20 protein-coding genes are annotated in these 24,461 nt (G+C 68.8%); 9 read left to right on the top strand and 11 right to left on the bottom strand.

From position 1 onward, the window contains the following. Positions 1–52: 52 nt before the first annotated feature. Positions 53–2,275 carry a primosomal protein N' gene (locus tag ACCQ04_RS18170; RefSeq protein WP_024938890.1) on the bottom strand — a complete coding sequence of 741 codons (2,223 nt, stop codon included), beginning with the start codon at positions 2,273–2,275 and terminating at the stop codon, positions 53–55. A gap of 470 nt (positions 2,276–2,745) precedes the next feature. On the opposite strand from ACCQ04_RS18170, the gene ACCQ04_RS18165 reads away from it, so the two are divergent. The 4 genes from ACCQ04_RS18165 (at position 2,746) to sppA (ending at position 8,087) form a co-directional block, all read left to right on the top strand. Continuing rightward, positions 2,746–3,780, top strand: coding sequence for a hypothetical protein (locus ACCQ04_RS18165; protein ID WP_226427541.1), 1,035 nt, complete (start codon positions 2,746–2,748; stop codon positions 3,778–3,780). Then, on the top strand, positions 3,767–4,369 hold the full coding sequence (locus ACCQ04_RS18160; protein ID WP_065032964.1) for a DUF3106 domain-containing protein: 603 nt from the start codon (positions 3,767–3,769) through the stop codon (positions 4,367–4,369). The genes ACCQ04_RS18165 and ACCQ04_RS18160 overlap by 14 nt, the downstream gene beginning before the upstream one ends. A 355-nt stretch (positions 4,370–4,724) precedes the next feature. Further along, a complete protein-coding gene (locus ACCQ04_RS18155) occupies positions 4,725–6,101 on the top strand; it encodes an MATE family efflux transporter (protein ID WP_054591083.1) in 1,377 nt (458 codons plus the stop codon). Between the two features lie 84 nt (positions 6,102–6,185). Then, a complete protein-coding gene (sppA, locus tag ACCQ04_RS18150) occupies positions 6,186–8,087 on the top strand; it encodes a signal peptide peptidase SppA (protein ID WP_226427540.1) in 1,902 nt (633 codons plus the stop codon). A 277-nt stretch (positions 8,088–8,364) separates the two neighbouring features. On the opposite strand, the gene ACCQ04_RS18145 is transcribed toward sppA, so the two are convergent. Next, a complete protein-coding gene (locus tag ACCQ04_RS18145) occupies positions 8,365–8,580 on the bottom strand; it encodes a hypothetical protein (protein WP_226427539.1) in 216 nt (71 codons plus the stop codon). Between the two features lie 106 nt (positions 8,581–8,686). Between ACCQ04_RS18145 and ACCQ04_RS18140 the strand changes: the two genes are divergently transcribed. After that, the gene (locus tag ACCQ04_RS18140; protein WP_047129492.1) at positions 8,687–9,463 is read left to right on the top strand and encodes an SDR family oxidoreductase; all 777 of its coding nucleotides are present in this window, start codon (positions 8,687–8,689) and stop codon (positions 9,461–9,463) included. A 271-nt stretch (positions 9,464–9,734) separates the two neighbouring features. On the opposite strand, the gene ACCQ04_RS18135 is transcribed toward ACCQ04_RS18140, so the two are convergent. The 9 genes from ACCQ04_RS18135 to ACCQ04_RS18095 all read right to left on the bottom strand — a co-directional run bounded on the left by ACCQ04_RS18135 (position 9,735) and on the right by ACCQ04_RS18095 (position 19,393). Continuing rightward, entirely contained in the window at positions 9,735–10,394 is a 660-nt protein-coding gene (locus ACCQ04_RS18135; RefSeq protein ID WP_226427538.1) for a DUF4124 domain-containing protein, read from the bottom strand. Further along, entirely contained in the window at positions 10,391–11,158 is a 768-nt protein-coding gene (locus ACCQ04_RS18130; RefSeq protein ID WP_226427537.1) for a DUF4124 domain-containing protein, read from the bottom strand. Before ACCQ04_RS18130 ends, ACCQ04_RS18135 begins: the two co-directional genes overlap by 4 nt. A 90-nt stretch (positions 11,159–11,248) precedes the next feature. Next, the gene (gene tsaC, locus ACCQ04_RS18125; protein WP_226427536.1) at positions 11,249–11,809 is read right to left on the bottom strand and encodes an L-threonylcarbamoyladenylate synthase type 1 TsaC; all 561 of its coding nucleotides are present in this window, start codon (positions 11,807–11,809) and stop codon (positions 11,249–11,251) included. Between the two features lie 9 nt (positions 11,810–11,818). Further along, on the bottom strand, positions 11,819–14,317 hold the full coding sequence (locus ACCQ04_RS18120) for a DNA topoisomerase I (RefSeq protein WP_226427535.1): 2,499 nt from the start codon (positions 14,315–14,317) through the stop codon (positions 11,819–11,821). Between the two features lie 182 nt (positions 14,318–14,499). Further along, a complete protein-coding gene (locus ACCQ04_RS18115; protein ID WP_226427534.1) occupies positions 14,500–15,732 on the bottom strand; it encodes an RDD family protein in 1,233 nt (410 codons plus the stop codon). A 27-nt stretch (positions 15,733–15,759) separates the two neighbouring features. Continuing rightward, a complete protein-coding gene (locus tag ACCQ04_RS18110; RefSeq protein WP_226427533.1) occupies positions 15,760–16,494 on the bottom strand; it encodes a pilin in 735 nt (244 codons plus the stop codon). A 37-nt stretch (positions 16,495–16,531) separates the two neighbouring features. Next, complete coding sequence (locus ACCQ04_RS18105) at positions 16,532–17,005, bottom strand: DUF494 family protein (RefSeq protein WP_003484452.1); 474 nt, start codon at positions 17,003–17,005, stop codon at positions 16,532–16,534. A 43-nt stretch (positions 17,006–17,048) separates the two neighbouring features. Continuing rightward, on the bottom strand, positions 17,049–18,185 hold the full coding sequence (dprA, locus tag ACCQ04_RS18100) for a DNA-processing protein DprA (protein ID WP_046344682.1): 1,137 nt from the start codon (positions 18,183–18,185) through the stop codon (positions 17,049–17,051). 71 nt (positions 18,186–18,256) lie between these two features. Next, the gene (locus ACCQ04_RS18095) at positions 18,257–19,393 is read right to left on the bottom strand and encodes a LysM peptidoglycan-binding domain-containing protein (RefSeq protein ID WP_102250988.1); all 1,137 of its coding nucleotides are present in this window, start codon (positions 19,391–19,393) and stop codon (positions 18,257–18,259) included. 131 nt (positions 19,394–19,524) lie between these two features. On the opposite strand from ACCQ04_RS18095, the gene def reads away from it, so the two are divergent. From def to ACCQ04_RS18075, 4 genes are all read left to right on the top strand, one after another. Further along, a complete protein-coding gene (gene def / locus ACCQ04_RS18090) occupies positions 19,525–20,037 on the top strand; it encodes a peptide deformylase (RefSeq protein WP_024938525.1) in 513 nt (170 codons plus the stop codon). Between the two features lie 307 nt (positions 20,038–20,344). Further along, positions 20,345–21,268, top strand: coding sequence for a methionyl-tRNA formyltransferase (gene fmt, locus ACCQ04_RS18085; RefSeq protein ID WP_104646464.1), 924 nt, complete (start codon positions 20,345–20,347; stop codon positions 21,266–21,268). Then, positions 21,268–22,578, top strand: coding sequence for a 16S rRNA (cytosine(967)-C(5))-methyltransferase RsmB (gene rsmB, locus ACCQ04_RS18080; RefSeq protein ID WP_226427532.1), 1,311 nt, complete (start codon positions 21,268–21,270; stop codon positions 22,576–22,578). Before fmt ends, rsmB begins: the two co-directional genes overlap by 1 nt. A 48-nt stretch (positions 22,579–22,626) precedes the next feature. After that, entirely contained in the window at positions 22,627–24,348 is a 1,722-nt protein-coding gene (locus ACCQ04_RS18075; protein WP_226427531.1) for an ArnT family glycosyltransferase, read from the top strand. Positions 24,349–24,461 lie beyond the last annotated feature (113 nt).

Raw genomic sequence — 24,461 nt, 5'->3', positions numbered from 1 at the left:
ACAAGCTGGTACACGGTGGTCTGGCTGCAGCCCCGCGTGCGATACGCCCGCCCTAATACAGATCGATCGGATCCACATCCAGCGACCAGCGTACGCGCCGCGCCTGCGGCAGCGCATAGATCGCAGGCAGTTGCGCATCCAGCAGACGATGCAGCGCCGAGCGCTGTTGCGCGGACAACAGCAACTGGGTGCGCTGGAAACCGGCGCGACGTGGCATCGGTGCCGGCATCGGGCCGTAGCACTCCACTGCGGCAAACGCAGGCGATTGCGCGGTGCTGTCTGCCGTGGTCAGGCCGCGCACCGCCATCAGGAACTGGTTGGCCGCGGCCACGTCCTTGGCCTCGGCGCGGAACAGCGCCAGATGCGCGAACGGCGGAAATCCCGCGGCCTCGCGCTGCTGCAATTCGGCATCGGCGAAGGCGTGGTAGCCGCCGTTGACCAGGGTCTGCAGCAAGGGGTGCTCGGGGTGATGGGTCTGCAGCCAGACCTCGCCGGGGCGGTCGGCGCGCCCGGCGCGTCCGGCCACCTGGATCAGCTGCTGGGAGAGCTTTTCGGCGGCACGGAAGTCGGCCGAGAACAGGCCTTCGTCGATGCCGACCACCACCACCATGGTCAGCCGTGGCAGATCGTGGCCCTTGGCCAGGATCTGGGTGCCGACCAGGATGCCGGCCTCGCTGCCCAGGCGCGCCAGCTGGGTCTCCAGCGCGTCGCGGCGCTGGGTGGTGCTGCGGTCGATGCGCACCACCGGAAACTCCGGGAACGCTTCGGTCAGGCGTTCTTCCAGCCGCTCGGTGCCGATGCCTTGCGGCTGCAGCGCCAGGCTGGCGCAGGCCGGGCAGGCCAGCGGTGCCTGCTGGCGCGCGCCGCAGTGATGGCATTGCAGGCGCCGCCCGCCGGCGTGCACGGTCATCGGGGTCTGGTGCAGCGGCGTGCTGCAGCGCTGGCAGGCGGCAGTCCAGCCGCAGTCGTGGCACAGCAGCACCGGCGCATAGCCGCGGCGGTTCTTGAACACCAGTACCTGCTCGCCGCGCGCCAGGGTGGCGCCGATGCCGGCCAGCACTTCCGGCGACAGGCCGTCCTTGAGCGGGCGCTTGCGCACGTCGAGCACGCGCACGCGCGGCGGACGCGCCTCGCCGGCGCGGCGCGACAGGCGCAGATGCCGGTAGCGGCCGGAATAGGCGTTGTGCAGGCTCTCCAGCGACGGCGTGGCGCTGCCCAGGATCACCGGCACATCCAGCGCCTTGCCGCGCACCAGCGCGAAATCGCGGGCGTGATAGCGGATGCCGTCCTGCTGTTTGTAGCTGCCGTCGTGTTCCTCGTCGATCACGATCAGCCCGGCATTCGGCAACGGGGTGAACACCGCCGAACGCGTGCCGACGACCAGCTTGGCCTCGCCGCGCCAGGCCGCCGCCCACACCCGCGCCCGTTCGCCGTCGGACAGCCCCGAATGCAGCGCGTGCACCGGCACGCCCAGGCGGGCGCGGAAGCGGCCCAGCGTCTGCGGGGTCAGGCCGATCTCCGGCACCAGCACCAGCGCCTGGCGGCCAGCCGCCAGGCAGTCGGCGATCGCCTGCAGGTAGACCTCGGTCTTGCCGCTGCCGGTGACGCCATCGAGCAGATAGGTGGCAAAACCGCTTTGCGCACGGATGGCGTCGGCGGCGGCCTGCTGTTCGTCGTTGAGCTGCGGGCCGCTGCCGGGACGGGGCGGGATGCTGTCGGCCGGCACCGCCACGCGCTCGGCATGGCCGCGCTTGGCCAGGCTGCGTGCGGCCTCGCGCCACTGCGGCAGCAAGGGGTCCAGCTGTTCTTCGCCTAGCGCACCGGTCAGCAGCAGGGCGGCCAGCAAGGCGGGGCGGCTGCCGGCGCGCAGGCTGGCGGCGCCGGTGCGCCCGGCCTCGGTGAGCTGCCAGGCCCAGGCATGGGTGTCGGCCAGCGGCTCGCCGCGGCGCAACGGGCCGGGCAGGGCGCTGGACTGGGCCTCGCCCAGCGGGGCGTGGGTATAGCGCGCCAGCCACTGCAGCGAACGCGCCAGCTCCTCGACCAGCAGCGGGGCGTCGTCGCACCAGGCCAGCGCCGGGCGCAGTCCTTCGGCGGAGGCCAACTGGCCGATCTCCACCACCACCCCGACCAGCTCGCGCGGCCCGAACGGCACCCGCACCCGGCAGCCGACCCGCGCGGGGTCGGTCAGCGGCGCGTCGGCCGGAGGCAGATAGTCGAACAGTTGGGGCAGCGGCACCGGCAGGGCGACGCGCAGGGTGGCGACGGTCGAAGACATCCGGTCAGTCTACCGACCCTGTCCAGTACCCGGCAGACGCCGCTCGGTCGTCTCCGAATCGGTGCTTCGGCTTACGACGCGTTTGTGTGACGGAAGTGATAAATCCGACGTAAACCTATGTGAGGGCTAGGGAAACGGGTTTATCCACACTGCCTGTGGATAAGCCTGTGAATTAGTCTCGTGCTCCACGCTGTGAAGGCGGATTCACTAGCCTCTGCAACCTGTTGGACATTTTTTCGCCAATCGGCTTAAAGCGATAAGGATCAATCACTTAGGCGTGAAACACGAATGCAACAAAGAAAAATCAACAGTTGACAGACGCCCGCGTATCGGCATGTCTGCCGCTGTGCACAACCTGCGCAGGTGACGGCAGTCGATGGCACCGGGACGCAGCGCAGCCAGGTCGATCTGTCAAGCCATCGGCGGGGGCCGATTGCGTCGGTATCATGCCGGCCGATGCTGGAGTTCCCATGACCGTAGTCCCCGACGCCCCCGTCACCCCTGCCGCGCTGTCTGCTTTCCTGCGCGGTGTCGAACGCCGGGGTCTGGTGCTCGCACAACTGCAATGCGGCGATGGCGCGGCGGCCGAGCGGGCCCTGGCGGCGGCGTTGCGTGCGTTCAGCAGCCAGGCGGCGGGTCGCCCGATGGCCGGCTGGCCGATGCGCTTCTGGAGCCTGCTGGCAACGGCACCGCCGCTGCGGCGCGAGCCCATGCCGGGGACCTGGCTGCCGCCGTTTACCGCACTGGGGCGGATGCAGACCAGCGACCGGCTGGCGCTGCTGCTGCGTATCGTGGCCGGGCTGGAAGAAGAGCCTGCCAGCGAGGTGCAGGGCATCGAGGTGGCGGCCTATCGGCAGTCGCTGGCCCGTGCCTGCCCGCGCGATGCGGCCGGCAACCCGGATGCGCAGGCCTGGCGGGCACTGGCCGAGGCGGCGCAGCAGGAGTTGCGCGAGCTCAGCCCGGCGCAGGTCAGCCGGCTGGCACAGCTCCGCGAGTCGGCCCTGGCCGGCATGCCGCTGCAGCCTGTCGCGGCCGCGCCTGTGGCCGCCGCCGAAGCGCGCCGCCCGGCCGCGCCGCGCCGCCGTCCTGCACGCCAGTGGCAGTGGCCGCGGATCGACCGCCGCCACGCCGGCCTCGTGCTGGCCGTGCTGGCGTTGGCGCTGCTGCTTGCGGCGCTGGGCTGGTGGTGGACGCATCGCCGCCCGGCCCTGCCGCCCGAGCCGGTCTCGCAGGCCCCGGCCGGCGTGCTGCACGTCACCGATGCCGCGCCGGTGCTGGTGGAAGACCTTCCCGCCGCCGACTTGCCGGAGGCGGTGGCAAACCCCGGCCTGGATCCGCGCGACCAGGCGATGCTGGCCGACCCGGACCTGGAACTGGCACGTTCGGCCGATTTCTACGCCTGGTATGCGGCCGGCCATCCGGTGCCGGCCGACGAATCCGGCGCGCATGCCACCACCGCTGACCAGCCTGCCGCCACCCTGGAGACCGTCGATGACGACAATTAAGTGGTGCGGCCTGCTGGCGTTTGCTGTTGTCGGCATGGCCGCTGCGCAGACCCTGCCGGCGCCGTTGGAGGAAGGCAACGCGACTGCGCCCGCCGGCATGCCGACGCCCGCCGCCGCCACTGCCGCAACCCCGAGCGCCGCGCAGCAGCGCGCGCGCTGGGACGCATTGACGCCGGCCCAGCGGGCCGAGCTGCGCGCCCGTTATGCGGCCTGGAAAGGGCTCACCGCCACCGACCGGGTGGTATTGCGGCAGGCACGCGAGCGTCTGCATGGCTTGCCCGACGACCAGCAGCGCGCGCTGCGCACGCAGTTCACCGCAATGGATCGCCTGCATCGCGATGGCTGGCGCCTGGGCTCGCAGCTGGGCGCGTTCTATCCGCAGTTGCAGCCCCTGATCGGCTACGTGCCGCCAGCGCAGCGCGACACGCTGCTGGCGGCGCTGCGCAGCCTGGACGCCGGGCAGCTGGAACAGCTGGCGATGCTGGCACAACGCACACCGCCGCAGGAGCGCGATGGCTTGCGCGATGCCCTGCTTGCGCAGGCGCCGGCAACGCGCAGCGCCTGGTTGAAACGCCAGCTGGCGCGCTGATTGGCAGCGGCGGGACTGCGCCGCTGCAGCCCCCTGCGTCGGCGTCGTCTCCACGCGTGCTCGGTGTCCATCCTCGATACCGGGCAGTCGGGCCGGACACCGAGCCGAGAGCCTGCGGGGCTGCCGCCTTCGGCGATGCGTGCGCGAAGCGGCGGGCGTCACGAAGGACACGGACCGCGCTGAAGCCCGGGCATCCCGTTCCGCTGACCAGCCACGCCGGCCGCTCATTGCCGCGCATCTCCCGCCTTGCGCCTTGCCGCTGCCCGTGTCGCAAGTGCGGGTAAGATAGCGGCCCCACGCGACCCGGTGCCAGCGCCTCCCGGCACGGCCGTAGTCCGCGCAGCGATCGGTTGTCATGTCTGTCTCTCCTGTACCCACCTCCGCGACGCCGCGTTTCGGCGCGGAAGTGCGCACCACCGGCCTGCTCGCATTGCCGCTGGTACTCGGTCACGTCTCCACCGGCCTGATCGGATTTGTCGATAACGTCATCGCCGGTCACCACGGCACCGCCACGCTGGCGGCGGTCACCATCGGCACCTCGCTGCTGTGGCTGCCGATGCTGGTGCCGATCGGCACGCTGATCTCGTTGACCGCCTCGGTCTCGCAGCTGCGCGGTGCCGGCCGCGAGCGCGAGATCGGCCCGCTGTTCCGCCAGGCCCTGTGGCTGTCGCTGGGACTGGGCGCGGTGATGTTCGCGTTCCTCAGTGCGGTGCCGCCGCTGTTGCCCACCTTCGGGATTGCGCCGGACATCGTGCCGGGCGCGACCGACTTCCTGCACGCGGTGCGCTGGGGCGGGCCGGCGCTGACGTTCTACTTCTGCATGCGCTATCTCAGCGAGGGCATGCACTGGACCCTGCCGACCATGCTGCTGGGCTTTGGCGGCCTGCTGGTGCTGGCGCCGCTGGGTTATGCGCTGACCTATGGCAAGTTCGGCTTTGCCGAGCACGGTGCGCAGGGCCTGGGCATGGCCTCGGCGGTCACCATGTGGGTGCAGGCCAGCGTGTTTGCGCTGTATCTTTGGCGCTCGCGCCGGTTTGCGCACCTGCAGTTGTTCGCCCATTTCGAAGGCCCGCGCTGGCGTGCGATCGGCGATCTGTTGCGCACCGGTCTGCCGATCGGCATCACCGTGCTGATGGAGGGCGGCCTGTTCATCGTCACTGCCTTGCTGATCGGCCGGCTCGGCTCCACCGAAGCGGCCGCGCACCAGATTGCGATCAACGTCGCGCAGCTGTGTTTCATGATTCCGATGGGCGTGGCCGAGGCGACCACCGTGCGGGTCGGGCATGCGGTCGGGCGCGGCGATCCGCTCGGCATGCGGCGCGCGGCCTGGGCCGGTTACGCCATCGTGCTGGGCACCCAGGCGCTGTCGGCCAGCGTGCTGTTGCTGGGCCACGATGCCATCGTGAGCGTCTATACCGACGATGTGGCGGTGGCCGCGCTGGCCTCGGTGCTGCTGCTGTTTGCCGCCACGTTCCAGTTCCCTGACGGCATCCAGGTGCTTTCCAGCGGCGCGCTGCGTGGGCTCAAGGACACCCGTGTGCCGATGTTCCTGGCGATGTTCTCGTACTGGGGTGTCGGCATGCCGATCGGCGCCGGGCTCGGCCTGGGGCTGGGCTGGGGGCCGCAAGGCATGTGGATCGGCCTGATTCTGGGCCTGACCGTGGCGTCGGTCCTGATGGGCTTGCGCTTCCGGCAGACCAGCCGGCGGCTGACTGCCGGCACGGCCCCCTGACTTCCAGCGCATGCCGCGCGCGCCGCGCAGCCGGTATGCTGGACACCATTGAATTGTATGCAGCGTCTTTCGACGGAGTTTTCCATGAACCACCCCGTGCGTCGCAGTCCCATCGCCAGTTTCTTCGTCGGCCTGTGGGATGTGATGAATTTCACCCGGCGCCTGATCTTCAACCTGGTGTTCTTCGGCTTCCTGTTCCTGGTGCTGCTGCTGTTTGTGGTGGCGATCGCGCGTGGCGACGGCAGCAAGCCGCTGGCCGAGCGCACCACCCTGGTGATCAACCCCGAAGGCACGCTGGTCGAGCAGTTCAGCGCCGACCCGGTGAGCCGGTCGCTGGCCAAGGCGGTCGGTGACAAGAGCGCCGAGGAAGTGCAGCTGCGCGACCTGGTGCGGGTGATCGAGGCGGCCGGCAAGGACCGCAAGATCGAGCGGGTGGTGTTGAACCTGGACAAGTTTCAGCCCGCCGGTTTCGCCTCGCAGCGCGAAGTGGCCGCGGCGTTGCAGAAGCTGCGCGCCTCTGGCAAGCAGATCGTCGCCTTCAGCGAGAGCATGAGCCAGGGCCAGTACCTGCTGGCCGCACAGGCCAACGAGGTCTATCTCGACCCGATGGGCAGCGTGCTGCTGGAAGGGCTTGGCCGTTATCGCCAGTATTTCCGCGAGGGCCTGCAGGACAAGCTCGGCGTGGACGTGCATCTGTTCCGCGTGGGCGAGTACAAGTCCGCCGCCGAGCCGTACATTCTCGATGCCGCTTCGGCCGACGCCAAGGAAGCGGACCTGTTCTGGATGAACGACGTGTGGCAGCGCTACCTGGCCGATGTCGGCAAGGCGCGCAAGCTGAGCCCGGCGCAGCTGACCGCCGGCATCGACACGCTGCCCGAGGGTGTGGCCGCCGCCGGTGGCGATCTGGCCAAGTTCGCGCTGCAGCAGAAGCTGGTCGACGGGCTCAAGACCCGCGAGGACGTCGACGCGCTGCTGACCAAGCGCGGTGTGGCCGACAGCGATGCCGACAGCGGCTTTCGCAACATCGGCTTCAACGATTATCTGAGCCAGCTGCAGGCGCAGCGTTCGCCGATGGACAGCCGTCCGCAGGTGGCCGTGGTGGTGGCCGCTGGCGAGATCAGTGGTGGCGAGCAGCCGGCCGGCCGCATCGGTGGCGAGTCCACCGCTGCGTTGCTGCGCCAGGCGCGCGACGACGACGAGGTCAAGGCGGTGGTGCTGCGTGTGGATTCGCCCGGCGGCGAAGTGTTCGCTTCAGAGCAGATCCGTCGCGAGGTGGTCGCGCTCAAGCAGGCCGGCAAGCCGGTGGTGGTGTCGATGGGCGATCTGGCCGCCTCGGGCGGTTACTGGATCAGCATGAACGCCGATCGCATCTATGCCGACCCGTCGACCATCAGTGGCTCGATCGGCATCTTCGGCATGGTGCCCAACCTGACCCGCGCGCTGGACAAGATCGGCGTGCACACCGATGGCGTGGGCACCACGCGCTTTGCCGGTGCCTTCGACATCACCCGTCCGCTGGACCCGTCCGCCGGCCAGGTGATCCAGGCGGTGATCAACAAGGGCTACGCCGACTTCACCGGCAAGGTGGCGCAGGCGCGGCATCAGTCGGTGGACGCCATCGACAAGGTCGCACGCGGCCGCGTGTGGAGCGGTGCGCAGGCCAGGCAGCATGGCCTGGTGGACGCGTTCGGCGGCATGTCCGAAGCGGTGGCCGATGCGGCCGACCGCGCCAAGTTGAGCCGCGGCAAGTTCCGCGTGCGCTATGTGGAAAAGCCGGCGACGCCGTTCTCGCAGTTCATGAGCGGATTTGCCGGCAGCCGCATGGGCGCCTGGATGCTGGGCGATTCGGGCATGGCGCGCGCACTGTTGGCGCGCTCGCTGCCGGAAGTGGACACGCAGTTGCGCTTTGTCGAAGACGCCGTGCACGACAGCAAGGCGGGCGGCACTCCGGTCAAGTCGCTGGCGTACTGCTTCTGCGGCTTCTGACGCGGCAGGTTCGCAACCTGATGGATCGACAACGCCGGCCCTGTGCCGGCGTTGTTGTATCTGCGCTCAGGCGATGCAGCAATGCGGGCGCGCCAACAGCGCAAAAATGGCAGAACGCACGGCGCCGCGGTCACAGGCAATCAGCCATCGGTCGAGCGACCTCACGCGTGATTGCCGTGCGCGCAGGTGCAGCGATCGTCTTGCGCTCAATCGCAGGCGCGCACGTGCAGTTGCTGCGTCGACAAAAAACGCGCGTGCTTCAGACAGCAGGCTTCGGTTACTGCGTGGCCGCATCGATCGCCTTGCGTTGATCGTCTGCGGCCTGATCGCTTGCCGCCTGCACTGCGTGCGCCTTGTTCAACGGTTCCTGGATGTGGTCGCGCAGGGCATTGGCCTGCGGCTCGGGCTTCCGCTCGGTGGGCGCAGGTTGCGGCCGCTGACAGGCGCCCAGCAGCAACGTCAGGCTGATCGCAAGAATCCAATGCCGTTTCATCGTCGTGACCTCGCTCGGGGTGGCGGTATCCTAACGCCCGGGCCGCAGGCATGCGTCAAGCGCGCTGCTGCGGCCGTTTCCTGCGTCTTGAAAGAGGATGACCCACGTGACAACCCACCGTTGGCGGCTGGATGGACAGACCGCGCTCATCACCGGCGCCAGCGCCGGCATTGGCTTTGCCATCGCGCGCGAATTGCTGGCCTTCGGCGCGGATCTGCTGATGGTGGCGCGCGATGCCGATGCGCTGGCGCAGGCGCGTGACGAGTTGGCCGAGGAATTTCCCGAGCGCGAGCTGCATGGGCTGGCCGCCGATGTGGCCGACGACGAAGAGCGGCGCGCGATTCTGGATTGGGTGGAAGACCATGCCGATGGCCTGCACCTGCTGATCAACAATGCCGGCGGCAACATCACCCGCGCGGCGATCGATTACACCGAAGACCAGTGGCGCGGCATCTTCGAAACCAATGTGTTCGCCGCTTTCGAGTTGTCGCGTTATGCGCACCCGTTGCTGACCCGTCACGCGGCGTCGGCAATCGTCAACGTCGGCAGCGTCTCCGGCATCACCCATGTGCGCAGCGGCGCGCCGTACGGCATGACCAAGGCCGCGCTGCAGCAGATGACCCGCAACCTGGCGGTGGAATGGGCCGAGGACGGCATCCGCGTCAACGCGGTGGCGCCGTGGTACATCCGCACCCGTCGCACCTCCGGGCCGTTGTCGGATCCGGATTACTACGAGCAGGTCATCGATCGCACCCCGATGCGCCGCATCGGCGAACCGGAAGAAGTGGCCGCCGCCGTCGGTTTCCTGTGCCTGCCGGCCGCCAGTTACATCACCGGCGAATGCATCGCGGTGGATGGCGGCTTCCTGCGCTACGGGTTCTGACAGGCCTGCGTGCGTGGTCGCGCGGACAGTGCCTGCGCATGGCATCGGAAGCTGCGCAGGCAGGCGCCGAACCGTCGCTGCGCCTGCAGTGTTCGCCCGCCGCGTCTGCACGCAACGCAGGCGACAGTGCGGCGGGCTTGCTTGCATGCGGCTCGCTGCACTGCGCAGGTCATCCGGTGATCGCTAACGGTTGCAGTGGCTCGAAAGAATCAGCCCGGCAAGCACTGCACCGGCACACTGGCTGGCATGCGCTGCCACGCCGGCTGCAGCGTCATGGCGTGGCGGACGGATTCGCGCAGCGGCTTTCGTCCAGCACCCGACGCATCTGCAAATAGCGCTGCTTGCGCTCGGCCGCTTGCGCCTCGTCGGAGAAGCGCCAGGTCGATTCGGCCTGCTCGGCACGCTGGCGCCAGGCCTCGCACAGGCTCTGGTCCGGCACCGGTGCGCAGCGGTCGGTGACCACTTCGCAGGCGCTGCCGCCGCCGGTTGCCGGCCCGCCCGCCAGGTTGGTGGTCTGCATCGGCAGGCAGCGCGTGGCCGGCTCGCGGTCTTCGGTGAAATAGCGCCCGTTGTCGTGCGCGGTGCATTCGAACAAGGGTGGCGGTGGCAGCGTGGAGGTCGAGGCCGCGGCAGGTGGCGTCGGTGCCGGCGTTGCAGCCGGGACGGCGGCGGGCACATCGGTCTTGGGCATGGTGGGGGGCTGCGCAGCGGGCGTGCTACGCGCAGGCGATGCTGCGCCTAATCCACCCGCCGTCAACGGTACCGCGGCCGGTGCCGTCATCAGTTTCTTCTGCTGCTGCATGCCTTTCGGGCAGGGCATGTTCTGCACGGTAAGCGCGCCGCTGGAGTCGGTGCACCGGTAGATCGCCACTTCCTGTGCGCCGGCCACCGAGGCACACGCCAGCAATACCGCCCACGGCCAGCGCCTCATGCGCCGCCGCAATCGCGCTGCAGGCGCGCGTCGATACCGCGCTGTTCGCGGCTGAGATCCTGGCGCTCGCTCTGCAGGGCATTGTTGTAGCGGCGGATCAGTTCCCAGCGACGGTCGGCCAGGCGCGCGCAGACTTCCTGTTCGGGCAGGGCATGGCATTCGTCGCGGATCTGCACGTTGCCGTACGGCACGATCACCGTGCCGCCGTAGCCGCCGCCGTTGTAGCCGCCCTGATAACCGCCGTCGCCGAAGCTTGCGCTGCCGCGCAGGCTTCCACCGCGACCGGCGCTTCCCTGCGCCGAGACCGCCGGGCGTGGGCGGACCGAAATCGGCGGGCGCTGGATGCCGCCGCCGCTGACCGGCGGGGCAATGCCGTTGCCCACATAGGCCGGGCCCCAGGTCGGCACCCAGCGCGGATTGCCTTCCGGGCTGTCGCTGGTATAGCGGTTGCCGTCTTCGGTGGTGCACTCGTACATCGGCTGTGGCGGCTGCACGGTGACGATGCGCACCTCGCGAGGTGGCTGCGTCGCGACGGCGGCCGGGGCGGCAACGGTGCGCTGCGGTTGCGGCGGCGGATCCTGCGGGCGCTGCAGGTCCAGCACCTGCTGGCGGCCGCTGCTGCATGGCGCATCCTGCAAGGCGACGGTGCCGGTGCTGCTGACGCAGCGGTAGATCCGCACATTCGGATCCGGTTTGCTGGCGGTACTGGCCGCCGACGCAGGCAGCGCGGTGGCCAGCAACAGAAGGGTCAGGACGGTACGCATGGCCGCAGTGTGCGCGTCTACCCGGCTGTGGGCAAAGGGGCAGGCGGTGTTCATGGCCAAGCGCGCCGACAGGCGGCGCGTGGCGACTGCTCAGTCGCGCAGGATCTGTCCGCTGCGGGCGTCGCGGATCTGGGTCGGTTGCGCCAATGCGCCCACCTCGCCATCCGTCACCCCGTCGATGCTGGCCAGCAGGGCCGGGTCCAGCGCCTGGCGGCTGCGCGCGGGTGGTTCGCCGGCCAGGTTGGCGCTGGTGGACACCAACGGGCCGCCCCAGGCCGCACAGAGCGCGGCGACCAGCGGGTGTGCGCTGATGCGCACCGCCAGCCCGTCATGCGCGCCGGTGACCCAGCGCGGCGCCTGGGCGGTGATCGGCAGGATCCAGGTATGCGGGCCTGGCCAGCTGGCCAGCACCTCCTGCTTGCGGGCCGGCGCCAGCGCGTCCAGATCCACCCAGTCGTGCAGCACATCCACGCTGGCGGCCACAACGATCACGCCCTTGTCGACCGGGCGGCGTTTGATCTCCAGCAGTCGCAGCACGGCGTCCTGCTGGCGCGGGTCGCAGCCCAGCCCCCACACCGCTTCGGTGGGATAGGCGATCACGCCGCCCCGGGTCAGGGTGGCGACGGCGCTGTCCAGGCTGAGCGTGTGCATGTGGCGGTCTTAGCTTGCGGCCTTGCTCGCGGTCTTCTTGACCACGCGCTTGGTGGCCTTCTTGGCAGCGGCCTTCTTGGCCGGCGCCTTCTTCGCCGCGGTCTTGGTGGCGGTTTTCTTTACCGCGGTCTTCTTGGCTGCGGCGTCCTTGGCCTCCTTGGCCGAATCCTTCACCGCGTTCTTCTTGAGCGTGGCCTTCTTGGCGCCGAAGCCCTTGCGCACCGGCTTGCCGGTATCGGCCAGCAGCTGCTGCACTTCCTCGAACGTCAGCGACGCCGGCTCGCGATCCTTGGGGATCTTGCCATTGAGCTTGCCATCGCTGATGTACGGGCCGAAGCGGCCGTTGAGCACCTGGATGTCGCTGCCTTCGAAGTCCTTGATCACGCGGTTGCGCGCGATCTCTTCCTTCTCCTCGATCAGGAACACCGCGCGCTCCAGATCGATGGTGTACGGGTCGTCTTCCTTCTTCAGCGAGGCATAGACGCTGCCGCGGCGTGCGAACGGGCCGAACCGGCCGATACCGACGCTGACGTCCTGGTCCTTGTCCTGGCCCAGCGCGCGCGGCATCTTGAACAGCTCCAGCGCATCTTCGATGGAGATCGAATAGATGCTCTGGCCCGGCCGCAGCGATGCGAAGGTCGGCTTTTCCTCGTCCTCGACGGTGCCGATCTGCACCATCGGACCAAACCGGCCGATGCGCGCGCTGACTTCCTTGCCGCTGACCGGGTCGGTGCCCAGCACGCGCACGCTGCCGGCGTCGGTCTTGTCCAGCGAATCCTTCTTGTCCTCGACCAGTTCCTTGAACGGGCCCCAGAACTTCTCCATCAGCGGGATCCACTCTTCCTCGCCACGCGAGACCGCATCCAGGTCGTCTTCGAGCTTGGCGGTGAAGTCGTAATCCACGTAACGGGTGAAATGCCCGGACAGGAACTTGGACACCGCGCGGCCCACGTCGGTGGGGCGGAAGCTGCGGCCTTCCATTTCCACGTACTTGCGGAACTGCAGGGTCTGGATGATCGAGGCGTAGGTGGACGGCCGGCCGATGCCGTATTCCTCCAATGCCTTGACCAGTGCCGCTTCAGTGAAGCGCGGCGGCGGCTGGGTGAAATGCTGGTCGGTGACGATGCGGTCCAGCGGGATGTTGTCGCCGGCCTTCATCAGCGGCAGCTTGCGGCCTTCGTCCTCGTCCTCGCTGCTCTTGGTGTCCTTGCCTTCCTCGTAGACCGCCAGGAAGCCGGGCACCACCACGGTGGTGCCGCTGGCGCGGAACACGTGCTCGCTGCCGGCCGACAGATCGACGCTGACGGTGTTGAGCGTGGCCGGGATCATCTGGCAGGCCACGGCGCGGCGCCAGATCAACTCGTACAGGCGGCGCTCGTCGTCGGACAGGAAGCGCGCCACCTGCGCCGGGGTGCGCAGCGCCGAGGTCGGGCGCACCGCCTCATGCGCTTCCTGCGCGTTCTTGGATTTGGTGGTGTAGGCGTTAGGCTGGTCCGGCAACGAGGCGGTGCCGAAATCGCGCGCGATCACATCGCGGATTTCCGACAGCGCGTCCTGCGACAGGTTCACCGAGTCGGTACGCATATAGCTGATCAGACCGACCGAGCCTTCGTCGCCCAGCGCCACGCCTTCGTACAGCTTCTGCGCCACCTGCATGGTCTTGCGGGTGGTGAAGCCGAGCTTGCGCGAGGCTTCCTGCTGCAGCGTGGAGGTGGTGAACGGCGGGGCAGGGCGACGCTTGCGCTCCTTGCTGGCCACATCGGTGACATGCAGCACGCCTTGCGCGGCCTGCTGGATGCGCAGCCGCGCCGCTTCGGCGGTGTCGCCGTCGGTGACGGTGAACTGCTCGAACTTCTGCCCGTCCAGCTTGATCAGGCGCGCATTGAACGGCTGCGACGGATGCCGGCAATGCGCATCGATGGACCAGTACTCGCGCGCGATGAAGGCTTCGATCTCTTCTTCGCGCTCGACGATCATGCGCAGCGCCGGCGACTGCACGCGGCCAGCCGACAGGCCGCGCTGCACCTTGCGCCACAGCACCGGCGACAGGTTGAAGCCGACCAGGTAGTCGAGCGCGCGACGGGCCTGCTGCGCATCGACCAGATCGGCCGCGATCGCGCGCGGCTTGAGCATGGCTTCCTTGATCGCGCGCGGGGTGATCTCGGTGAACACCACCCGCTGCATCGTCTTGTCCTTGAGCAGCCCGCGCTCTTTCAGGATCTCGGCAATGTGCCAGCTGATCGCCTCGCCCTCGCGGTCCGGGTCGGTCGCCAGATAGATGTCGTCGGCGCTCTTGGCCGCGCGTGCAATGGCTTCGACATGCTTCTCGTTCTTCTCGATCAGGTCGTAGCGCATTGCGAAGCCGTTGTCCGGATCGACCGCGCCTTCCTTGGGGACGAGATCGCGCACGTGCCCATACGAGGCCAGGACGGTGAAGTCCTTGCCGAGGTATTTATTGATCGTCTTGGCCTTGGCAGGCGATTCGACGATGAGCAGGTGCTTGGGCATGGTGGCGAATTCTTTGGGCAGGGCCCGGGGGGCGGGTAGCGTGGCCTAATTGGCCGGTGGAGGGAAGCAGATCGACCGTTTCCCACAGGTCAACGCCCGGGAAACGAGCCCGGGCGTTCAGTTCTCTTATTAGAAAGATCACGGCGGACGCCGCCGTGTCAAGCGGCCAGGGCTGCCAACTGCTAGCTCTGGCTCATTCCGATGGCGGCCAGCATGAAGCCCACCACCACTACCGAGATCACCAGCATCACCGCATAAATGGCCAGCACCACGATGGTGACCGTGTCCAGACCCCTGGATTGGCGCTCCGGGTGATCCGTAAACGCCCAGCGGTCCACCACCAGGGTGTCGCAGACCTTGTCGTGCGGAGCCTGCTTGCGCGCGGTCATGCCGGCCATGAACGCGGCCACGACCACGCCGATGCCCAGGGTGAGCACGCTGATCAGCATGTAGGCCAAGTAGCGCAGCACATTGCGCCAGAAACCGACCCGGCCGCCGTTGCTGTCGGCGCGCACCAGCTTGATGCCGCAGGCGAGCTTGCCCAGGCTGGCCTGGTGCCGGCTGGACTGCATCCAGGCGAAATACAGCGTCGGGATCGCCAGGCCGATGCCGTAGGACATCACCAGGATGGCGATGCTGAGCGCGCTGCCGTCGTCCAGCGCCGAGCCGGAATCACCCCGGCTGGTCGCCAGCGCCACGACGAACACCAGCGGGATCACGATCAGGTACACCGCAAAGCTGGTGATCAGGCTGTCCAGGATGCTGGCGGCCACGCGCCGCCACAGGCCGGCGTAGACGACCGGGGCATCGTGCAATGCGACGCTTGCCGCGGGCGCGGCGACGGAATCCCAGGCGCTTGGAAGCGGCGCGCCGGCCGGTGGTTGCGACACGGCATGCGCGGGTGTTGCAGGCGCGTGGGAGGTGTCGGTCAGGAGCGGGCTCGATGCCGCCGGGGTTACCGCAGGGTCTGCCGGCGTGGTGAGCCACGCCGCTGGATCTGTCAGCGCAGCCTGCCCGCTCGGCGGACGCTGCAGGTGGTCGGCTACGGGAGGGTGATCGGCAAGGCCGGAGTCGGACCGCCCGAGCGCAGCGTCTGCCGCCGGGCCGGCAAACGGCGCATCTGCGGCAGGCGTGTGATCCACCGCGACGCTGGTCGGGTGAACCGTCGCCTGCGGCTCGCTGTGCGCAACGTTCACCGGCGCATCTCCGACGCTCGGCGCGGCGGGCGCTGGAACGGCGGTGTCGATCCCCAGCTCGGCCATGACCTCGCCAAGTGCCACCCACTGCGGAAAGCCTTCGCGCCAGACCAGGCTGGATGCATCGATCAGGCCTTCCGACAGGCGCGCGCGAAGCGTGTCCGTGTCCACCGGCCCCTGGCGCTCGCGTTGTGCGTCGGCGTAATACCACTGCGTCATTGAAGTCCCCTTGCGTAGAGCGATTGACTAGCCGCGGCAGTCCGGCGGAAGTTGGTTGTCGTCGATCTCGGAGCTGCACTGCCAGCTGCCGGCGTCCGCGTCGAAATCCAGCCACAGCGCCTTGCCGTCGATCCTCGTCATTTTCGGCGCATGCAGCAGCGCCTCGACTCCGCAGTTGGTGGTGTCGAAACGGCCGATCCGCACGCCGCTCAGGACATCGTTTGCATACTGCTCGGGCGCGAGAAAGCCGGCGTCGCCGTTGACCAGGCAACGGCCTTGCTGCGCGAGAAATTCGGCGATCTGCGGCTTCAGGGGCGTCAGCGCCGCGATCGCCTGGGCGACCTTGGTACGCGTGGTGTAGTCCTGGTATGCCGGCAGCGCGATCGCCGCCAGGATGCCGATCATCGCCACCAGCACGAACATGCCCACCACCGCGCCCAGCACCAACGCCAGCGGCCACCCCGGCCCGTTGCCAGGCAGGCGATGTGCTGACGAAGAGGGTGCACTGGCGGGTGCGTTGTGAACAGCCGCTGGCGGAAACGACGGCAGGGGCGGCGGCAGCGCTGCGGCGCGCAGATCGGTGGAAATCGGTGGCCCGAGCTCGTCGGCGCATGCAGACAGCGGCACCCATCGGGCAAATCCTTCGCGCCAGACCAGGGTGTCCAGTGCAATCGCGTGATCGCGATACAGCGCCAGCAAGGCCTCGTCGGCCACCGGGCCACGCCGGTGGCGGTTGCCCTCGGCGTAATACCAACTACTCATTGCCGTCCCCTCGCACGCGTCCGTTGCGGCTTCCGTCTCAGTGTACGGGTTCAGGCTCGTCCAGGAACATCTGCGTTTCCATCCAGGCGTAGGCCGCTTCGGCACCCGGCTGGTTGAACAACACCATCAAGACCACCCATTTGAGGTCGTCCAGGTCCAGTTCGTCCTGGTCCAGCGCCATGGCGCGATCCAGCACCAGCTCGCGCTGGTCGGCGTCGAGGATGCGGTGTTGCTCCAGGAACAGCAGGAATCCACGGCAGTCCACATCGAGCTTGTCCAGCTCCGGGCCGTGGTAGATGCGTACCGGTCCATCGACATGCGGGCGCGCCACGCTGGGCCGCTGCTCGGAGAGCGCGTCCAGCCAATCGAAGGCTTTGCTGATTTCTGCGGGGCTGAAACCGGCCTGGATCAGGCCATTCTGAAGCGAGTCACGGTCGCGGACCAGGTCCGCATCTTCGCTGAAATAATGTTCGAACAGGTACAGCAGTACATCAAGAATGCTCTCTTTCATTGCCCCTCGGCCTGCGTCGCGCGACGCTGTGGAGGTGAAGAAACTAGGGATTGCGGGTATAGCGACCGTGCTCGGTGACCACGTCTCCCTCCAGTTCCATGATGAGCAGCATGGAGGACAGCGCGGCGGCCGTCAATCCGGTGCGTTCGACCAGGGAATCCATAGGGGTTGGGTCGTGGCCCAGCGCCTGCCACAAGCGCTGGTAGTCCGGATCCGGGCGCGCCGGGCCGGCTTGCGGCGGTGTCCTGGCCTGATCAGTGGGGGCGGCCAGGCGCTGGCGCAAGGCGCTTGCCAGTTCGCCCGACAGCAGTCGCAGGCCGTCGATGACCTGGGCCGGCTCCTGGGCCAGGGTGGCGCCCTGCCGGATCAGGTGATGGCAGCCCCGCGCGAGCGGATTGTGCAGCGAGCCGGGCAGGGCGAACACCTCGCGCCCGGCCTCCGCCGCCAGCCGCGCGGTGATCAGCGCGCCCGAGCGCATGGCCGCTTCCACCACCAGGGTGCCCAGGGCCAGCCCGGCGATGATCCGGTTGCGGGCCGGGAAGTGCCCCGCGACCGGCCCGGTGCCGGGCAGGTATTCGCTGACCACCGCGCCACGCGCGGCGATGCGATCGCGCAGGGAGTGGTGATTTGCCGGGTAGGCCACATCCGCGCCGGTGCCCACCACCGCCACGGTGATGGCCCCGGCACGGGCAAGCGCGGCCTCGTGTGCGATCGCGTCCACGCCGGCGGCCATGCCGCTGACGATGGCCAACCCGGCGCCGGCCAGGCCGGAGGCGAACGCGCGGGTGTGGTCGCGGCCGCCGGCGGTGGCGGAGCGGCTGCCGACCACGGCCACGCCTGGGTGCCAGAGCGCGTTCGGGTCGCCGTCCACGAACAGGGCCAGCGGCGGATTGACGATGTGGCGCAGCAGGGCGGGGTAGTCGGGATCGTTCAGGCCGATCAGGTGATGGCGGGGCTGCTCGCACCACTGCAGGGCGGCGTCCAGGGCGCGCGCATCGGGAGTCTGCAGCCGGGCCGCCTGCAACTCGTCGCAGCCGGCGGCAAGCCAGGCTTCTGGCCCGGCCGCCAGTAGCTCGGCCGGGCTGGCGAAGCAGTCCAGCAGCGCGTGGCGCGGCGGGCTGCGGCCGCCCGCCAGGAGCAGGGTCAGGAGCGCGCGCAGGTCGGAAGTGGGGAGGGCCATGCGTCCAGCCTGAACCGCAAACGCCGACGGCGCCCTCAGGCGCCGTCGTATTACCGCATCGGAATTTTCGCTTACTGCGCGTCGGGATGCTTGACGAAGTAGCCCAGGCCGGTCGGTTTGACGCTTTCCATCACCAGCGCATAGCTGACCTTGTCGAAGGTGCGGAACACCATCGCGTGCGAGGCGTATTCGTCGGGCAGGCCGACGGTGGAGCCGGCCGGGCCGCTGAAGTCGTCGTCGGTCCGCGAGAAGCGCGAGTGCTTGACGCGGTCGCTGACCGTGCGGCCCTTGCGCCAGATCGAGAACACCGTGCCGTTGTTGATGCCTTCGCGGGCACCGCCGGAGATGGCGATCACGTCGCGGGTGCCGCCGACGGTGAAGGCATCGGAGATGGCCAGTACCCGCAATTCGGTCTGCAGGGCCTGTTCCGACGGCGGATGCGGGATGAACTGCAGGTCGTAGGGCTGCGCCTCGACGGCGACGATGCGATCGCCGGCGCGCACTTCGCGGCCGCTGTCCTGCAGCAGCAGGGTGGCCGCCTTGGAGTTGCCGCCCGCCGCGCTGCGCGTGATGGTGCCGACGTTGACCTGCGCCAGTTCGTAGCCGAGGAACTCGCGGCGCGTGCTCGGCGCGATGTAGTTCTTCCAGATGTTGCCGGCGCCTGCGGTGATGTTGCCGGCCGCATCGAGGTCTTCGTTGTGCTTGGGCAGGCTGAACTTCACCGTCGGGCGCACCACCGCAAAACGCTGGCCCGGCTGTGCATCGTCCAGGCCGACCACATAGGCCACCTGACCGGTGGTGGCGCGCGCGCGGCCGCCTTCCAGGCCCACCACATACGGCAGCTGGTCGAAGTCGTCGGTGACGCGCAGGTTCTTTAGGAACGGCTCGACATCGGCCAGCGGAATCGCATTGATCGGCGCTTCCTGGCGCGGACCGGGCTGGACGGTGCCCTTGGCGACGCGATCCAGGTAGGCCAGGCTGATCACGTCACCGGGATAGATCAGGTGCGGATTCTGGATCTGCGGGTTGGCCTGCCAGATTTCCGGCCACAACCAGGGTTTTTGCAGGAAACGTCCAGCGATGTCCCACAGGGTATCGCCCTTGCGGACCACGTAAGTCTCTGGATGCTCGCCCACCGCTTGCGCGGCAGCGTAGGTCGCGACGGTCAGCATCGCCGCAGCGACGACCGTACGAAGTCGGTTCAACATGAGTGCCTTCTTGCCTGATTCCCCAACAGGTCTGCGCACTATAGTCCAGAAACCGGGGCGTCACGCAAGCATTGCGCTAGAATGACAGCGTCTTGCCGGCGCAGCGCCGGTGTTCCCAGACGGGTAATCCCATGGCTTTGCTCCCTATTCTCGAATTCCCCGATCCGCGGCTGCGCACCAAGGCCGTGCCGGTCGACGCTGCCGAGCTCACCAGCCCGGCATTCCAGACCTTGCTCGACGACATGTTCCAGACCATGTACGAGGCGCCCGGCATCGGCCTGGCCGCCAGTCAGGTGGACGTGCACAAGCGTTTCATGGTGATCGACGTCAGCGAGGAGAAGACGCTCCCGCAGGTGTTCATCAACCCGGAGATCGTGAGCAGGCAGGGCGAGCAGGTCTACCAGGAAGGCTGCCTGTCGGTACCGGGCATCTATGCCGACGTCGCCCGCGCCGATGCGATCACCGTGCGCTATCTCGACCGCCAGGGCAAGGCGCAGGAACTGAGCACCGACGGCCTGCTGGCGGTGTGCATCCAGCACGAGATGGACCATCTGGACGGCAAGTTGTTCGTCGATTACCTGTCGCCGCTCAAGCGCGAAATGGTGCGCAAGAAACTGGCCAAGCAGCGCAAGCATGTGGCCTGAGGGCAGGGATTGGGGAGTCGGGATTGGGGATTGGTGAAGCGGGTTTTCTGGCTGCTTGCCGGTCCGTTGGTCCCCATGCCCAATCGCTAGGCGCGGCACTCTTGCGTGTGATTGGGGCGACGGCGCAGGCAGTCACCGCGCGCGCTCCGCGTACTCGGATGGGGCGAACTTCGGGATTGGGAATGTGGAATGGGCTAACCATTAGTTCTGTTGCCCAAGCCCCCTGCTGCGAATCCCGATTCCCGAATCCCCCCTCCCCGCCGCCGCCGCTGCCACTCCCCAATCCCCACTCCCGAATCCCCACCCTATGAGAATCGTATTCGCCGGTACGCCGGATTTTGCCGTCGCCTCGTTGCGCGCAGCCGCGCAGCGGCATGAAGTGGTGGCGGTCTACACCCAGCCGGATCGGCCGGCCGGCCGTGGCCGCGGGTTGACGCCGTCGCCGGTCAAGCTGGACGCGATTGCGCGCGGCATCCCGGTCTTCCAGCCGCAGACGCTGCGCTCGCCGGAGGCCCTGGCCACGCTGCGCGCGCTCAATGCCGATCTGATGGTGGTGGTGGCCTACGGCCTGATCCTGCCCAAGGCGGTGCTGGCCGCGCCGACCCATGGCTGCTGGAACGTGCATGCCTCGTTGTTGCCGCGCTGGCGTGGCGCGGCGCCGATCCAGCGCGCGATCGAGGCCGGCGATACCGAAACCGGCGTCTGCCTGATGCAGATGGAAGCCGGGCTGGATACCGGCCCGGTGCTGCTGTCGCAGCGGCTGGCCATCGGCGAGCAGGAAACCGGCGGGCAGCTGCACGATCGCCTGGCCGCGCTGGGCGCGCAGGTGCTGGCCGATGGCCTGGGCCTGCTGCGTGCCGGCATCCGCCCGGTGGCGCAGCCGCAGCCGGCCGAGGGCGTGACCTATGCGCACAAGCTGGACAAGACGCAGGCGCGGCTGGACTGGACCCAGCCGGCGCAGGAACTGGCGCGGCGGGTACGCGCATTCAATCCATGGCCGGTGGCCGAGGCGGTCCTGGCCGGCGAGCGCGTGCGCCTGCATGGTGCGGTGGCGCTGGAGCTGGCCCATCAGCAGGCGCCGGGCACCCTGCTCGCCGCCAGCAAGCAGGGCATCGACATCGCCTGCGGGCAGGGCGCGCTGCGGGTGCGCGTGCTGCAGCGCGAGGGCGGCAAGGCGATCACCGCTGCCGACTACCTCAACGCGCGCCGCGACCTGCCGGCGCTGCGTTGATGTCGGCAGAGACCGCAACCGCCGGCGTCGGCTCGCGTCTGGCCGCAGCACGGGTGCTGACGGCGGTGTTCGACCAGGGCCGCTCGCTCAAGGCCGAACTGGCCGCGACCTTGCCCGGTCTTGATGATCCACGCGACCGCGCGCTGGTGGAGGCGATCTGCTTTGCGGTGCTGCGCCGCCGCCCGGCCTATGACGTGGCATTGCGGCAGTGGCTGGAACGCCCGTTGCCGCCGCGCGATGCGGAACTGAAAGCGCTGCTGATGGCCGGCTTCGCCCAGCTCGACGTGCTGCAGCTGCCCGCGCATGCGGCCTTGTCGGCCACCGTGGACGCGTGCCGCGCGCTGGGCCGGCCGCGGCAGGCTGGCATGGTCAACGCGATCCTGCGGCGCGCCCAGCGCGAGGGGTTTCCGGCGGTGTCCGCCGATGCGGGCTGGCCGTCCTGGCTGCGCAAGCAACTGCGCGCCGATTGGGGCGAGCAGGCCGAACGCATCTTCGTGGCCAGCGCGCAGATGGCGCCGATGTGGCTACGCGTGCAGCGCGCGCGGATCGACCCGGCCGGCTATGTCGCCCGGCTGGCCGCGCTGGGCATCGGCGCGGACACGGAGGCGCTGTTGCCGGATGCGGTGCGTCTGCACGGGGCGGTGCCGGTGAGCCAGTTGCCGGGCTTTGCCGACGGCGATGTCTCGGTGCAGGACGGCTCTGCCCAGCAGGTTGCCGATGCGCTGGCGCTGGCGCCGTCGGCACGCGTGCTCGATGCCTGCGCGGCGCCCGGCGGCAAGGCCGCGCATCTGCTGGAACGTCATCCTGGCCTGCAGCTCACCGCGCTGGATGTGGATGCGCGCCGGCTGGAGCGGGTGCAGCAGACCTTGCAGCGTACCGTGCCGGCCGCGCAGGTGACCTTGCACACCGCTGACGCCGCCGATACCGCCGCATGGTGGGACGGCCAGCCGTTCGATGCGGTGCTGCTGGATGCGCCGTGTTCGGCCACCGGCGTGGTGCGCCGTCAGCCCGACGTGCTGCTGCATCGCCGTGCCGACGATATCGACGCCTTGTGCGCGTTGCAGGCGCGTCTGCTCGATGCCACCTGGCGCACGCTGCGGCCGGGCGGGCAGTTGCTCTACACCACCTGTTCCCTGCTGGCGCGCGAGAATCAGGCGCAGGTGCAGGCATTCCTGCAACGCACTGCCGATGCGCAGGCGCAGCCGCTGGGCGCGCAATTCGGTCATGCGGCCGGTGCCGGACGCCAGCGTTTTCCCGGCGAGCAGCACTGCGACGGTTTTTTCTACGCGCTTTTGCTAAAAGCGTCCTGACCGCGCGCCGATCCCGGCGCTCCACCTGTGCATCCACTGCCGCCCGTCATGCTCAAGACTCGTGCTTCCAAGGATTTCTGGCTGCTGGCCATCACCGCCGTTCTGGTGATCGGCGCCGGCCTGGGACTGCGCGACCCCTGGCCGTCGGACGAGCCGCGGTTTGCACTGGTCGCCAAGCAGATGGTGATGAGCGGCGACTGGCTGTTCCCGCATCGCGGCAACGAGCTGTATTCGGACAAGCCGCCGATGCTGATGTGGCTGCAGGCGCTGTTCTACACGCTGCTGGGCAACTGGCGGGTGGCGTTCCTGCTGCCGTCGTTGCTGGCGGCGTTGGGCACGCTGGCCTGCGTGTACGACCTGGGGCGGCGCCTGTGGACCCGGCGCGTGGGCGCCTATGCGGCGTGGATGTTGCTGTTCACGCTGCACTTCACCTTCCAGGCCAAGAAGGCGCAGATCGATCCGCTGGTGGTGTTCTGGATCACCCTGGCCAATTACGGATTGCTGCGCCACCTGCTGCTGGGGCCGGCCTGGCGCTGGTGGACACTGGGCTGGTTTGCCGCCGGGCTGGGCGTGATCACCAAGGGGGTCGGCATCATCGCCTTGCTGATGCTGATCCCGGCCGGCATCGCGGCGGCGCGCGGCTGGCCGGGTGTGCGCGTGCATGTGCGCGATCGGCGTTTCTGGCTGGGGCCGCTGTTCTTCTTCGTCGCGATCCTGCTGTGGTTCGTGCCGATGATGGTGACCGCGCTGACTGCCGGCCAGCCCGAGTACCGCGTCTATCTCAACGACATCCTGCTGCGCCAGACCGCCAAGCGCTATGCCAATTCCTGGGATCACGCGCAGCCGGTCTGGTACCACTTCAAGGGCATGGCCACGATGTGGCTGCCGACCATCCTGGTGCTGCCCTGGGCGATCCCGGCCTGGTGGCGCCGGCTCAAGCGACGCGATGCGCGCTATCTGTTGCCGCTGGCCTGGTGGCTGCTGGTGCTGGTGTTCTTCACCATTCCCAGCGGCAAGCGCGATGTGTACATCCTGCCGGCGCTGCCGATGTTCTGCCTGGCGCTGGCGCCGCTGGCGGCAGGCCTGCTGCGTCGCGCCGGGGTGCAGCGGCTGCTGTTCGGATTCGTGCTGCTGCTGACGGTGGCCTTCGCTGCCGGCGGCGCGGCGATGCTGATCGGGCACCCGGGCTTCGAGCAGAAGATCATGGACAGCCGCGGGGTCGGCAGCGAGGCCACCGACCCGCTCGGCTGGCTGCTGCTGGCAGTCGGTCTATGGGGCGTGGCCAGCCTGTTGCTGATGCGGGTGCGCCGCTCTGCGCTTGCCGCAGCATCGCTGCTGGGCGCGTGGTGGGTGGCGTTCGGCCTGGTCTGCTATCCGATCTTCAACGACTCCAGTTCGGCGGGCGCGGTGATGCGCGAGGCCGGGCGCCGGATCGGCCCGGACGCGCAGCTCGGGCTGGTGGCCTGGAAAGAGCAGAACCTGCTGATGGCCGACCGCCCCGCGCAGACCTTCGGCTTCAAGGTGCCGTGGGAACAACAGCTGCAGCGCGCAGTGGCCTGGCAGGCAGAGCGTCCCGATCGACGTTGGCTGATGGCGCAGGAGACCGCGCTGCTGGCCTGCGTGGACCGCAGCCGCAGCCAAATGGTGGGGGTGGCCAACCGCCGTCGCTGGTGGCTGGTACCGGCCGATGCCATGCACGGCAGCTGCGTGGCGAGCTCCGAGCAGCGGGCAGTGGAAGCGCAGGAGCAGGGCAACCTGGACACCGAATGAGCCGGCACAGCGCAGGTGTCTGCCGCGATCGGCGGCCCGTCAATGCCGTCGCCGGCCGCTGTCTAGCATGGATTCATGCGGGGCATCGTTAGCTTGGCCGGCGTCGCTGACGC

It is taken from the genome of Xanthomonas sp. NCPPB 2866 (assembly GCF_041475745.2).
Lineage (GTDB): Bacteria > Pseudomonadota > Gammaproteobacteria > Xanthomonadales > Xanthomonadaceae > Xanthomonas > Xanthomonas arboricola.
This window is presented reverse-complemented; position numbering and strand designations above follow the sequence as displayed.

Bases quoted from the DNA above. Each gene is read 5' to 3' on its own strand.
- ACCQ04_RS18170 (WP_024938890.1), bottom strand. From the start codon at position 2,275: ATGTCTTCGACCGTCGCCACCCTGCGCGTCGCCCTGCCGGTGCCGCTG.
- ACCQ04_RS18165 (WP_226427541.1), top strand. From the start codon at position 2,746: ATGACCGTAGTCCCCGACGCCCCCGTCACCCCTGCCGCGCTGTCTGCT.
- ACCQ04_RS18160 (WP_065032964.1), top strand. From the start codon at position 3,767: ATGACGACAATTAAGTGGTGCGGCCTGCTGGCGTTTGCTGTTGTCGGC.
- ACCQ04_RS18155 (WP_054591083.1), top strand. From the start codon at position 4,725: ATGTCTGTCTCTCCTGTACCCACCTCCGCGACGCCGCGTTTCGGCGCG.
- sppA (WP_226427540.1), top strand. From the start codon at position 6,186: ATGAACCACCCCGTGCGTCGCAGTCCCATCGCCAGTTTCTTCGTCGGC.
- ACCQ04_RS18145 (WP_226427539.1), bottom strand. From the start codon at position 8,580: ATGAAACGGCATTGGATTCTTGCGATCAGCCTGACGTTGCTGCTGGGC.
- ACCQ04_RS18135 (WP_226427538.1), bottom strand. From the start codon at position 10,394: ATGAGGCGCTGGCCGTGGGCGGTATTGCTGGCGTGTGCCTCGGTGGCC.
- ACCQ04_RS18130 (WP_226427537.1), bottom strand. From the start codon at position 11,158: ATGCGTACCGTCCTGACCCTTCTGTTGCTGGCCACCGCGCTGCCTGCG.
- tsaC (WP_226427536.1), bottom strand. From the start codon at position 11,809: ATGCACACGCTCAGCCTGGACAGCGCCGTCGCCACCCTGACCCGGGGC.
- ACCQ04_RS18120 (WP_226427535.1), bottom strand. From the start codon at position 14,317: ATGCCCAAGCACCTGCTCATCGTCGAATCGCCTGCCAAGGCCAAGACG.
- ACCQ04_RS18115 (WP_226427534.1), bottom strand. From the start codon at position 15,732: ATGACGCAGTGGTATTACGCCGACGCACAACGCGAGCGCCAGGGGCCG.
- ACCQ04_RS18110 (WP_226427533.1), bottom strand. From the start codon at position 16,494: ATGAGTAGTTGGTATTACGCCGAGGGCAACCGCCACCGGCGTGGCCCG.
- ACCQ04_RS18105 (WP_003484452.1), bottom strand. From the start codon at position 17,005: ATGAAAGAGAGCATTCTTGATGTACTGCTGTACCTGTTCGAACATTAT.
- dprA (WP_046344682.1), bottom strand. From the start codon at position 18,185: ATGGCCCTCCCCACTTCCGACCTGCGCGCGCTCCTGACCCTGCTCCTG.
- ACCQ04_RS18095 (WP_102250988.1), bottom strand. From the start codon at position 19,393: ATGTTGAACCGACTTCGTACGGTCGTCGCTGCGGCGATGCTGACCGTC.
- def (WP_024938525.1), top strand. From the start codon at position 19,525: ATGGCTTTGCTCCCTATTCTCGAATTCCCCGATCCGCGGCTGCGCACC.
- fmt (WP_104646464.1), top strand. From the start codon at position 20,345: ATGAGAATCGTATTCGCCGGTACGCCGGATTTTGCCGTCGCCTCGTTG.
- rsmB (WP_226427532.1), top strand. From the start codon at position 21,268: ATGTCGGCAGAGACCGCAACCGCCGGCGTCGGCTCGCGTCTGGCCGCA.
- ACCQ04_RS18075 (WP_226427531.1), top strand. From the start codon at position 22,627: ATGCTCAAGACTCGTGCTTCCAAGGATTTCTGGCTGCTGGCCATCACC.